This window comes from Halarchaeum rubridurum (genome assembly GCF_014647115.1).
In the GTDB taxonomy this organism is placed as follows: domain Archaea; phylum Halobacteriota; class Halobacteria; order Halobacteriales; family Halobacteriaceae; genus Halarchaeum; species Halarchaeum rubridurum.
Genome location: NZ_BMOO01000002.1, coordinates 168,671 through 180,160 on the forward strand (window position 1 = coordinate 168,671; position 11,490 = coordinate 180,160).

At 70.8% G+C, this 11,490-nt stretch carries 8 protein-coding genes; 4 read left to right on the top strand and 4 right to left on the bottom strand.

Annotated features, from left to right (window positions below; translation table 11 throughout):
* Window position 1: 1 nt before the first annotated feature.
* Complete coding sequence (locus IEX84_RS04310) at window positions 2-1,282, bottom strand: extracellular solute-binding protein (RefSeq protein ID WP_188870194.1); 1,281 nt, start codon at window positions 1,280-1,282, stop codon at window positions 2-4.
* A 251-nt stretch (window positions 1,283-1,533) separates the two neighbouring features.
* Between IEX84_RS04310 and IEX84_RS04315 the strand changes: the two genes are divergently transcribed.
* Window positions 1,534-2,967 carry a sugar transferase gene (locus IEX84_RS04315; RefSeq protein WP_188870196.1) on the top strand — a complete coding sequence of 478 codons (1,434 nt, stop codon included), beginning with the start codon at window positions 1,534-1,536 and terminating at the stop codon, window positions 2,965-2,967.
* 231 nt (window positions 2,968-3,198) lie between these two features.
* On the opposite strand, the gene IEX84_RS04320 is transcribed toward IEX84_RS04315, so the two are convergent.
* Window positions 3,199-4,629 carry a twin-arginine translocation signal domain-containing protein gene (locus IEX84_RS04320; protein ID WP_188870198.1) on the bottom strand — a complete coding sequence of 477 codons (1,431 nt, stop codon included), beginning with the start codon at window positions 4,627-4,629 and terminating at the stop codon, window positions 3,199-3,201.
* Window positions 4,630-4,790: 161 nt separating this feature from the next.
* A complete protein-coding gene (locus IEX84_RS04325) occupies window positions 4,791-5,966 on the bottom strand; it encodes a glutathione-independent formaldehyde dehydrogenase (RefSeq protein ID WP_188870200.1) in 1,176 nt (391 codons plus the stop codon).
* A 143-nt stretch (window positions 5,967-6,109) separates the two neighbouring features.
* On the opposite strand from IEX84_RS04325, the gene IEX84_RS04330 reads away from it, so the two are divergent.
* Window positions 6,110-7,564, top strand: a complete 1,455-nt coding sequence (locus IEX84_RS04330; RefSeq protein ID WP_188870202.1) for an ATPase domain-containing protein — start codon at window positions 6,110-6,112, stop codon at window positions 7,562-7,564.
* Window positions 7,565-7,616: 52 nt separating this feature from the next.
* Window positions 7,617-9,014, top strand: a complete 1,398-nt coding sequence (locus IEX84_RS04335; protein ID WP_188870204.1) for an ATP-binding protein — start codon at window positions 7,617-7,619, stop codon at window positions 9,012-9,014.
* Between the two features lie 21 nt (window positions 9,015-9,035).
* Here the strand turns inward: IEX84_RS04335 and IEX84_RS04340 are convergent, their stop codons facing one another.
* On the bottom strand, window positions 9,036-9,782 hold the full coding sequence (locus IEX84_RS04340; RefSeq protein ID WP_188870206.1) for a DUF429 domain-containing protein: 747 nt from the start codon (window positions 9,780-9,782) through the stop codon (window positions 9,036-9,038).
* Window positions 9,783-9,839: 57 nt separating this feature from the next.
* Here IEX84_RS04340 and IEX84_RS04345 point away from each other — a divergent pair, with 57 nt between their 5' ends.
* On the top strand, window positions 9,840-11,441 hold the full coding sequence (locus IEX84_RS04345; RefSeq protein ID WP_188870208.1) for a bacterio-opsin activator domain-containing protein: 1,602 nt from the start codon (window positions 9,840-9,842) through the stop codon (window positions 11,439-11,441).
* The last annotated feature ends 49 nt before the right edge of the window (window positions 11,442-11,490 follow it).

An 11,490-nucleotide genomic window follows, 5' to 3' on the forward strand; every position in this document is an offset into this window, starting at 1 on the left:
CCTACAGCGCGCCCACCTCTCGGAGCAGCTCGAGGGTCGGCTGGACGTTCGCCAGCGTGCTCAGGTCGAGTTCGGGCGGATTGAGCTGGTCGATGGTCGGGAGGTTGCCGATGGGCGGCACGCTGGAGAGGAGCGGATAACCGAAGCCGCGGGTCCCGAGGAACTCCTGGAGCTCGATGGAGAGGAGGTGGTGGATGAAGTTCGCGGCCGTCTCGGGGTTGGAGCTGTTCTTGATGACCTGCGCGCCGGAGCAGTTGACGAGCGCGCCGGCGTCGTTCTGCGTGAAGGCGAGTTCGAGCGGGGCGTCGGGACGCTCCTCGTAGACCAGCCGCGAGTAGTAGTGATTCGAGAAGCCGGCGGAGAGTTCGCCCGTGGCGACGGCGTTCGCCACCTGGAACTCGTTTCCGTACTTCCTGACGCCGTGGGCCTGCATCGCTTCGAGCCACTGCTTGGTCGCCTCGCGGCCGTTGAGCTCGCGCATCGCGGTGATGAACGCCTGGAACGCGCCGTAGGTCGGTGCCCACCCCATCTCGTCCTCGAACCGGGGGTCGTCGGGGAACGCGGCGACCTCGTTCGGTATCTCGTCGGCGTCGAAGGCGTTCGTGTTGAACGGAATCGAGCGCGCCCGGCCCATGATTCCGACCCACTCGTCGGTCGGGTGGTAGGTGTCCGGGACCGATTGGGTGACGTGGTCGGGGAGGGTGACCGTCGCGCCGTTCTCGGCGACGACGCCGACGGAGCCGGCGTCGATGGCCCAGAAGACGTCCGCGGGGCTCTGGCCGGCGTTCGCCTCCTCGATGATGGTGTTGGCGAGCTGCGAGGAGGAGGCCGGGCGGATGTAGACGGTGAAGTCCCGGTAGAGGTTCTGGATGCGCTGCATCGCCTCCTGATAGAGGCCGCCCTCACCGCCGCCGAGGTAGACCGTTATCTCCCCGCGGAGGTTGGGGAGGTCGAGCACCGACAGCCCGGTGTACTCGTTGGGGCGCTCGCCGACCTGCGGGCCGTCGCCGCGCCACTCGTCCATGTGGAAGAGTTCGTCCTCCGTGTACGTCTTGGGCGCGGGGACGTCCGACGTCGAGGTCGACGTCGCGGAGTCGCCGTCCGCGCTCGTCTCGCTCGTCGTTTCGCCGCCGCCACCGCCGCCGCTACAGCCGGCGAGTCCGAGGAGACCCGCGCTCGCCCCGACGGCCTGCAGGAACGAGCGGCGGTCACCGACGGCGCTGCGGACGCGAGAGCGCCCGCTCCGGTCGTCGTCGATTCCGTCGCGCGTAGATGGGTCCATGTCGTAATGTGTTTTGGGTCGCCTAAAATAGCTTTCCGATTGGGGACGTGCGCCCGGAGCACGTGACGGGCGCGCGGGCCTCGGGGCGAGTATCGCCAAGACGCGACGGCCGCGGACGACCCGCCCCGAGGCCCGCGATTTCGTGGCGGAGGGGGTGTCGGCGAGGCCGACGTACCGCCAGGGGGCGGTCGGGCGCGAAACAGCACCCTTTTAATTTAGGTGTGCCTAAACGGAGCGAAGACGAAGCGCCGATGCACGACGCGACACACACACGCCGGGCACTTCGAGTCCTCGGAACGACGCTGTTCACGACGCTCGCCGTCCTCCTCGCCAACGCCGCGCCGGTCCAGACCGCCCTCGCCCGACTTCCCGGGTCCCGGTTCGTCGCGCTCTCCTTCGGCGGCGTCGGCCTGCTCGCCCGCCTCGGCGCGGCGCTCATCGTCACGGTGCTCGTCGTCCACGCGCTCCGCGAACCGGGCGCGCGACGGCCCCACGAGACCGCCGCCGCGACGCTCCGCGCGCTCGGCGTCGCCGCGCTCGCGCTCGCAGCGCTCGGCTATCTCGACGTCCCGTACCGACTCCCGCGGACCACGCTCGTCGGCACCGTCGCCGTCCTCGCCGTCCTCCTCCCCGCGTGGTTCGTCGCCCTCGACCGGGGGCGGAACCGGGAGGGGGGAACGTTGGTCGTCGGTGCCGACCCGCGCCAGATTTCGACCGCGCTGGAGGCGACCACGCGCCCCGTCGTCGGCTACGCGTCCGCCGTCTCGTGGCCCAGCGGGCCGGCCGCCGACAGGCAGGTCGACACGGACGGCGGCGACGACTCCGTGGCGACCACGCTCGCCGAGCACGAGCGCCTCGGCGGGCTCTCCCGGCTCGACGACCTGCTCGCGGACGCTGACGTCGACACCGTCGTCCCCGCCCTCCCGCACGCCGACCGCGCGGAGTTCTTCGGCATCCTCGACGTCTGCCGGCGACACGGCGTCGCGGTCTCCGTCCCCGAAGACCACGGCGGCGACGTCCTCCTCGCGGCGGACGGGAGCCCCGAGCGCCAGCCCGGGTTCGACCGCATCGACCTCGAACCGTGGGGCGTCGGCGCTCGACTCGGCAAGCGCGCCTTCGACGTCTGTTTCGCCGCGCTCGTCCTCTGTGCGACGCTCCCCGTCCTCGCCCTCGCGGCACTGGCGGTCACGTCGGAGGACGGCGGGCCGGTCTTCTACACGCAGGAGCGCACGACCCTGTTCGGCGACACCTTCGACGTCTACAAGTTCCGGACGATGCGCCCGGCGAGCGAGTCCGCGACACCCGGCGACGACGGCGACCGCATCACTCGCGTCGGGCGGCTGTTGCGACGGACGCACGTCGACGAGCTCCCGCAGTTCTGGGCCGTCCTCCGCGGTCGGATGAGCGTCGTCGGTCCGCGCGCGGCGTGGACGGACGAGGAGGAACTCCTCCTCGCGGAGACGAGCGCGTGGCGCAAGCGCTGGTTCGTCAAGCCGGGGCTCACGGGGCTCGCACAGCTCCACGACGCGTCGAGCGAGGTGCCAAAGGAGAAGGTTCGCTACGACGTCGAGTACATCCGCCGGCGCTCGCTCGCGCTCGACGCGGCCATCGTCGCGCGACAGCTGTGGCGGGTCCTCGCCGAAGTCGGAGCCCTCGCCGCCGACGCGTGCCGGCGCGACGACTGAACGCGCGGGCCGGACCGGATACGGGTGGGAGGGCGAACACGGGAACTGACGAGTGCAGTACCATGTGGACGTGACGGGCACGAGAGCTGAGAACGCGGAGAGCGAGCGGCGGAAGTGAAGAGGCGGCGAAAGAACGGGGGAGGCGAGCGCGGGAAGGCGCGAGTCGCGCGTGCAGGGGGAACGGAGGTGAGGTGGGGTGAGGTGGGGTGAGGTGAGGAGGTGCGCGCGGCTTCAGTTGCCGCCGGCGACCGGCGAGAGGGCGGCTTCGAGGTCGCTCACCGTACTCGAGAGTTCGTCGGCGGTCGAGACGGTATCGAGGTTCGTCCGGAGCGTGTCGAGTGCGCTCCCCGCGGCGTCCCGCGTCTCGGCGTCGAGGTCGGACTCGATGGCGGCGTAGTGGGTCTCGACGCGGCGGAGGAAGCCGCGGGCGTCCCAGTACTCGCCGTAGAGGTCGACGGTCTCGCCCTCGGGGACGGCCGCGCTGTACTCCTCCTCGATGCGGCCGGCGAGCGCGAGGATGAGCGCGGCGCTGAACGACGTCGTCCCGCGGAACTCGTCGGAGACGGCGCTCGCCATCGCGTCGTCGAGCAGGTCGAACGTCTCGCCGGTCAGGGAGTCGGTGTACGCGTCGGCGTCGAGGGAGTGCCCGCGTTCGACCGCGGACGTCATGTGTGCGAGGACGTCGTCCGCGAGGCCGGCGTCGGACGCGTAGAGCGGCGGGAGCACCGTCATGGCGTAGTCGGGGGCGTGGCGGGCGTGGAACGCCATCCCGGAGCTGTCACCGAGCTGCTTGAGCTTGCTCGCGGAGAGCAGGTGGCCCTTGACCTCCTCGACGTTCCGGGCGTAGGTGAGGGCGTCCTCGCGGCCCTCGACGCTCGCGCTCGGGAAGCCGAGCGCGCCCTCCGCGGAGGCGCGAATCCGGAGCGTCGTCTCGCGGACCGTCACGTTCGAAACCTCGTCCTCGATCTGCGAGCGAATCGCGCCGACGGCGTCGCCCGTCGCGTCGACGAACGCCGACTCGTTCCCGTCGTAGAGCGTCTGGATGCGGACGGCGAAGCCCCACGCGTCCCAGTACTCGCCGGCGGACGCGAGTGCGCCGCCCTCGGTGACGACGCCGCGACCGTACTCCTCGTTGAGGCGGCGCGCGAGCGCGTTCATCACGCGGCCGGTGAACGACGTCGTCCCGCGGAGGTCGCCCGAGACGACCGCTGCGGACGCCCGGTCGAGCAGCGAGAAGACGTCGTCGTGGACGTAGTCGTCGTACGCGCCGGCGTCCATCGAACGGCAGTGCTCCAGCATGTCGGCAAGCGTAGCGCGCAGCTCCATGGCGAGCTGCGGGTCGGCGTCGCGGAGGCGCGGCATGATGGCCGCGTAGTAGTCGCCGGCGTGCTTCGCGTGGAACGCGGCGGTCGCGCCGTCCGCGGCGTCGCCGGCGTCGTCGTTCTCGGAGAGGAGGTACGCGGACGCCTCGAGGTGGCCCTTGACCTCCTCGACGTTGCGCTGATAGGGTACCGCCCGTTCGACGCCCGTCAGCGGCGCGTCGCCGCTCGACGCCTGCGCGCTCGCGTCGCCGATGGCGTTCGATTCGCTCGCTCCGTACCCGACGAGGGCCGTCCCCGTCGCCAATCCAACGGTCTTCAGGAAGGTCCGTCGCTGTGTCATACGGGTTTAGGCTAGCCTAAAAATTACTAAAGTGTTACGATACTGAGAGCGAAAAGCCGCGCGTCCGCCTCGCGGCGGGAACGCTCGCGGCCGCGGCTATCGTCCGATACTTACCAACCGGTTAAAAAGCTGTCGAGGTCGTCGAGGGTCGCCTCGGGCCCTCAGGGCTTGAGGAGGACCTTGAGAACGTCCTCGTCGCGGTCGTCGAAGCGTTCGTAGAGGTCGGGAGCCTCGTCGAGACCGGCCTCGTGGGTGACGACGAAGCTCGGGTCGGCGACGTCCTCCGCGATGAGGTCGCGGAGGTAGCGGTTGTACTTCTTCACGTCACACTGGCCGGTGCCGAGCTGTTGGCCCTTCTCGAAGAGCTTCCCGAAGTCGATGCCGAGGCGACCCTGCGCGGCCATCTCGTCGGGCGCGCCCGGGTCGGAGGGGACGTAGAGGCCGACGATGCCGAGTTGGCCCTTCGGCTTCACGACGTCGATGAGCTGATTGAGGACGACCGCCGGGTTCTCGCGGGCGGGGTCGTAGGCGTCGCTCCCGACGTCCGTGTCCGGGTCGAGGGCCTGATACCCGACGGCGTCGACGCCCTTGTCGACCTCACCGCCGAAGTCGGCCTCTATCTGTTTGACCGGGTCGCCCTCCTCGAAGTTGATCGGGGTCGCGCCGGCGTGCTCGGCGGCGAGGTCGAGGCGCGCGTCCACGCGGTCGACGATGTATATCTTGGACGCGCCCTTTATCTTCGCGCTGTAGGCGGCCATCTGGCCGACGGGGCCGGCACCGAAGATGGCGACGGACTCGCCGGGCTGGAGGTCGGCGAGTTCGGTGCCGTGCCAGCCGGTCGGGAAGATGTCGGCGAGGAGCGCGAAGCTCTCCTCGTACTCGTCCTCCGGTTCGCCGGGGAGTTTGAGGGCGTTGAAGTCCGCGTAGGGGATGCGGAGCTTCTCCGCCTGGCCGCCCTGATAGGGGCCCATGCCGACGTAGCCGTACGCGCCGCCGGCGGGGACGCCGCCGTCGGGGTTGACGTTGAGGCAGAAGCCGGTCTTCCCCTCCTCGCAGTTCTTACAGTGCCCGCAGGCGACGTTGAATGGGACGACGACGCGGTCGCCCACTTCGAGGTCGTCGACGCCGTCGCCGACCTTCTCGATGACGCCCATGTTCTCGTGGCCGAACACGATTCCCGGTTCGGCGTCCGTCCGACCCTCGTACATGTGCAGGTCCGACCCGCAGATGCAGGTCGTCGTGATGTCGAGAATCGCGTCGTTCGGTCCCTGTAGCTCCGGTTCGTCCACGTCCTGGACCTCGACGTGGTGCTCCCCTTGGTAAACAACTCCTTTCATGGTACGCGTCGATATGATAGACAGTCACGATAGAAATAGATGTACCCTGACGGCGGCGAGCGCCCCTTTCCGGACCGAGCCGGAAGGGACGGTCCCGAGTCGAGAGCCAATATCGTTTTACGCCCGTGGCGCCGTACGACGGTATGAACAGGGGGTTGGACGCGATAAGCACCGGCGTGTCCGGACTGGACGAGCTCCTCCACGGGGGCGTCGTCCGCGGGCGCATGTACCTCGTCCGCGGGAAGCCCGGCACGGGGAAGACCCTCCTCGGCATGGAGTTCCTCAGCGACGGCCTCGACGACGGCGAGACCGTCCTCTTCATCCACGGTGAGGAGTCGCGCGACGACATCGTCGCCAACGCGGCCGCGCTCGGCATCGACCTCGACGACGCCGCGTTCCTCGACCTCGGCCCCGAGTCGGACTTCTTCAGCCAGGACCGGACGTACGACCTCGTGGACCCGCAGGACGTCGAGAGCGAGCAGTTCATCGACGACATCCGCGACGCCATCGAGGACCTCGACCCCGCGCGAGTCTGCATCGACCCCATCACGCAGCTCCAGTACGTCGAGACGAGCGACTATCAGTTCCGCAAGCGGCTCATCTCCCTGATGCGCTTCCTGAAGGACCGCGGGACGACCGTCCTCGCCACGCGCACGCAGTACGACTCGGCGCCGAGCGACGACGAGATCGCGTCGCTCAGCGACGGCATCATCGAGTTCGAACGCGGCGGCGGCGGTCGGCGCGCACGCGTCCCGAAACACCGCGGCGTCGGCCAGCAGGACGGCACGCACGGCATGGAGATACGCGAGGGCGGCATCGAGGTGTACCCGAGTCTCGTCCCGCCGCTCCACGGCGACGAACTCGGCGGCGGACTCGTCACGAGCGGCGTCCCCGACCTCGACGAACTGCTCGGCGGCGGCATCGAGCGCGGGACGGCGACGTTCGTCAGCGGCCCGACCGGCATCGGGAAGTCGACGACCGGCGCGCAGTTCGTCGCGCAGGCCGCCGCCGACGGCCTCGCCCCCGTCGCCTACCTCTTCGAGGAATCCCTCGAAACCTTCACGAAACGCTCCGAGGCGCTCGGGCTCCCCATCACCGAACTCCGCGAGCGCGGCGACCTCACGGTCGAGCCCGTCGAGCCGCTCACGCTCTCCGCCGAGGAGTTCGCCCGCCGCGTCCAGCGTCAGGTCGAGGAGGCGGGCTCGCAGGTCGTCATGATCGACGGCATCGACGGCTACAAGGTCGCCCTCCAGGGCGACGAGCAGGCGCTCGCCGAGAAGCTCCACGCGCTCGTGCGCTACCTCACGAACATGGACGTGACCGTCATCCTGCTCGACGAAATCAAGGACATCACGGGCCTCCCGACCGCGACCGGCGCGAACGTCAGCTACATTGCGGACAACATCGTCCTCCTGAGCTACGTCGAGATGGACGGCGAACTCAGACGCGTCCTCGGCGTCCTCAAGAAGCGCGTCAGCGACTTCGACCCGACCATCCACGAGTTCGACATCACCGACGGGGGCATCCGCATCGCCGGCCCCGTCGAGGGCGTCCAAGGCGTCCTCGAAGGGAGCCCCACGCGTATCGACGAGCGCTGACGTGGCGGTCCGCGAGCACGAATCGGGCGACGACGCGACGCGGGAGGGAGCCATGACGAACCGAATCCAACTGCTGGTCGACGACGAGGGGAATCGCGCGGCGCTCAGGTCGCTCCTCGAGCAGCGCTACGCGGTCGTCGTGGACGACGAAGGCGACCTCCGCGACGTCGACCTCCACGTCGTCGACGACCGGACGCTCCCGACGTACCGCGACCGGCTCCTCGAACACAGCCACGCGGTCCACCCGACGTTCGCGCCGACGCTGCTCGTCCGCCGCGAGGACACCCGTATCGACGTCGACCTCTCGCTCCCGGACGCGGACGGCGGCCCCGCCATCGTCGACGACGTCGTCGAGGCCCCCGTCGACAAGGCCTCGCTCTTTCGCCGCCTGGAGAACCTCCTCGTCCGGCGCAACCAGTCCATCGCGCTCGCGCGGCGCTACGAGGAGAGCGAGACGCGCTTCGAGGGGCTCTTTCAGGCGATTCCGGACCCCGCGTTCGTCCTCGACGCCGAGCGCGCGATCACCGAGGTGAACGACGCGTTCCTCGACGCGACCGGCCTGACGTACGCCGCCGTGGTCGACCGACGACCGGACGACCTCCCGGTCTTCGACGACGACGCCGTCGCGCGACTCCACGACCGCCTCGACGCGACCGGCTCGGACGGTGACGGAACGAGCGCCGCGGAGACGCTCACGTACCGCGACGCCGACGGCGACACACGTCACGCCGAGCTCCGCGTGCGCAACGACACCGTCGCGGGCGAACCCACCGCGGTCGTCGTCATGCACGACGTCACGGCGATCCACGAGACGAACAGGCAACTGGAGGAGTTCGCGAGCATCGTCACCCACGACCTGCGAAACCCCCTCCAGGTCGCCAAGGCCCGCCTCCCGATGGTCGAGCCCGCGGTCGACGAGGACGCCCCGGCCGCCGACCACCTCGACGTCATCGACGGCTCGCTCGACCGCATCGACTCCCTCGTCGACGGCGTCCGCTCGCTCGTCCGCGAGACCGACGTCGAGGAGCGCCGACCCGTCGCCTTCCGCGACGTCGTCGAGCGCGCGTGGCGGACCGTCGAGACCGACGACGACGCGCCCGTCCTCGACGTCGACGGTGAGCCGACGGTCGAGGCCGACCCCGCGCGCCTCCAGCAGCTCCTGGAGAATCTCTTTCGGAACGCCCACGACCACGGCGGTGACGACGTCACCGTCAGGGTCGGCCTCGACGACGGCGGCTTCTACGTCGCCGACGACGGCCCCGGCATCCCCCCCGAGGAGCGCGCGGACGTCCTCGAAACCGGCTACACGACGAGCAACGACGGCACCGGCCTCGGTCTCAAGATCGTCTCGGAGATCGCCGACGCCCACGGCTGGGACCTCACCATCGCCGAGAGCGCGGCCGGCGGCGCGCGCTTCGAAATCGGCGGCGTCGACGTGACGGACTCCTGACCGTCCACTCGCCGACCCGGGCTACGGGACGTCCCGATAGACGATTTCCATGGGGACGCGGCGTTCGGGGTCGCGCGGGGGGTCGTCGGGGAGCGTGCGGAGCGTCCCGCGGTCCGTCCACCCGGTGAGAGCGAGGCACATCGCGTCGAGGAGGTCGTCGCGGTTGTCGGCGCGGAAGCGCCGGCCGTGTGCGGGCGGGTCGTCGATACGCTCGGCGACGAGGCGCTCGTAGGCGGCGCGGGCGTCGTCGTACCGGTCGAGGACGTCGAGACGCGCCTCGACGCCCGCGTCGTCGGTCTTCGCGGGGGCAATCGGGCCGTCGCCGAGGCCGGCGAAACAGACCTCCGGGTGGGCTTCGCGGACGACGCCGCGGGCGTCGGGGTGTTCGGCGAGGAGGACGTCCGCGTCGCGGACCTGCGGGAGGACGTTCCACGTCTGCGTGGTGAGCGACCCGTCCGTGCGCGCCTCGACGCGACGCTTCGCCGCGGCGTACGTGGGCGCGTCGAGCGCGGCGCGCGGCGGGGCGAGGAAGACGCGGCGGCGCTGGCTCCCGAGGACCTCGCGGGCGCGCTCGTCGCAGGCGCGTCGGCCGCGTTCGGGGAGGCCGACCGGGACGTCGACGAGGACGGCGTCGGCGTCGCGGTGGGCGTGCCAGACGGAGAGGAGCGAGGGGTGGAGGCGCGTGTCCCACCCCGCGCCGTCGCGGACGGCGGCGACCCAGCCGTTCACCCCCCAGTCGACGCCGACGGCGGTGGCGGATGCGGGCATACGGCCACTCGTGGCGCGGCGCTCTTACGTCTGCGCGTTCGACGGTGGGACGTCGAGATGGCACCCCGACACGGGATGGACGACGACCCGCCGCTCCCGGACGCGGTGAAGGAGCGCGCGATGGACGAAGCGCCGGTGGGTATCACGATGACCGACCCGACCCGGCCGGACAACCCGCTCGTCTACGTCAACGACGCCTTCGAGCGTATCACCGGCTACGCGCGCGAGGACGTCCTCGGGCGGAACTGCCGGTTCCTGCAGGGGCCGGAGACGGACGCGGCGCGCGTGGACGAGATGCGCCGCGCGGTCGCGGCGGGCGAGCCGACGGTCGTCGAACTCCGGAACTACCGGGCGGACGGCGAGCCGTTCTGGAACGAGGTGAAGATCGCGCCGATCCGCGACGACGACGGCGACGTCCGCTACTTCGTCGGGTTCCAGCGCGACGTCACGGAGCGCACGCGCTCGGAGCGCGCGGTGAGACGCGAGCGGGCGAACCTCGAACACGTCCTGGACCGCGTCGACGGGCTGTTGGGCGACGTGACGGAGGCGGTCGTGAACGCGGAGAGCCGGGAGGCCATCGAGCGGCAGGTCTGCGAGCGCCTCGCGGCGGTGGAGACGTACGCGCTCGCGTGGCTCGGCGACGTCGACCTCGCGGAGGGCGTCGTCCGGCCGCGTGCGTGGGCGGGAGACGCCGACGGCGTGCGGGCGGCCGACCTCGCGGTGGCGCGCGACGACACGGCCCACCCCGTGGTGCGCGCGCTCGACGAGGGGCGCGTCGCGCTCGGCGACGGGGAGACGGCCGTCCCGACGGGCATCGACGCGGTCGACGGCGTCGCCGCGGTGCCGTTACGCTATCGCGGGACGACGTACGGGGTGCTCGCGGTGTACGCGACCGACGCCGACGCGTTGAACGAACGCGAGACGGCGGTACTGGAGTCACTCGGCCGGACGGTGGCGACGGCGCTGAACGCCCACGAGTCGCGCCGACTCGCCGCCACGGACCAGGTGGTGTCGGTGGCCTTCGACGTGCGGGACCGCGAACTGTTCTTCGTCGACCTCGCGGCGCGCCTCCCGGGGTCGCTGACGTACCGCGGGGAGGTGTACCGCGGGGAGACGCCGGTGCTCTTCTTCACGGCGGACGCCGACGCCGAGCGCGTCCTCGCGGCCGCCGCGGAGTCGCCGGGAATCGAGGACGCGACCGTGGTCGGCGGGGCGGACGAGGCACCGCTGTTCGAGTTCCGCCTACCGGCGTCGTCGTTCCCGGACGACCTCGCGGCCCGCGGCGTCCGAATCGAGGGAGTCAGCGCCGCTGACGGCGGGGCGCGCGTCGAACTCGAACTCCCGATGAGCGTGGACACCAGGTCGGTCGTCGAGCGCGTCCGCGAGCGCTACGACGACGTCGAACTCGTCCGCTATCGGGAGACGGAGCGCCCGCCGACGACGGAGCGCGACTTCGTCGCCGCCGTCGAGGAGCGCCTGACCGACCGCCAGCACGCGGCGCTCAAGCGCGCGTACCTCTCCGGCTACTACGACGCGACGCGGACGGCGACGGGCGACGAGCTCGCGGCGGCGATGGGCGTCTCCCGGGCGACCTTCCACCAGCACCTCCGGGCCGCGGAGCGGAAGGTGTTCGCCGCCATCTTCGACCGGGATACCTGACCAGTCAGGTACGGGGGTTTTGTTCGCGGGTGGAGTATCGGGTGACGAG

What these genes read in the sequence shown, in the direction of transcription:
- IEX84_RS04310 (WP_188870194.1), bottom strand. Translation starts at nt 1,282, where the DNA reads ATGGACCCATCTACGCGCGACGGAATCGACGACGACCGGAGCGGGCGC.
- IEX84_RS04315 (WP_188870196.1), top strand. Translation starts at nt 1,534, where the DNA reads ATGCACGACGCGACACACACACGCCGGGCACTTCGAGTCCTCGGAACG.
- IEX84_RS04320 (WP_188870198.1), bottom strand. Translation starts at nt 4,629, where the DNA reads ATGACACAGCGACGGACCTTCCTGAAGACCGTTGGATTGGCGACGGGG.
- IEX84_RS04325 (WP_188870200.1), bottom strand. Translation starts at nt 5,966, where the DNA reads ATGAAAGGAGTTGTTTACCAAGGGGAGCACCACGTCGAGGTCCAGGAC.
- IEX84_RS04330 (WP_188870202.1), top strand. Translation starts at nt 6,110, where the DNA reads ATGAACAGGGGGTTGGACGCGATAAGCACCGGCGTGTCCGGACTGGAC.
- IEX84_RS04335 (WP_188870204.1), top strand. Translation starts at nt 7,617, where the DNA reads ATGACGAACCGAATCCAACTGCTGGTCGACGACGAGGGGAATCGCGCG.
- IEX84_RS04340 (WP_188870206.1), bottom strand. Translation starts at nt 9,782, where the DNA reads ATGCCCGCATCCGCCACCGCCGTCGGCGTCGACTGGGGGGTGAACGGC.
- IEX84_RS04345 (WP_188870208.1), top strand. Translation starts at nt 9,840, where the DNA reads ATGGCACCCCGACACGGGATGGACGACGACCCGCCGCTCCCGGACGCG.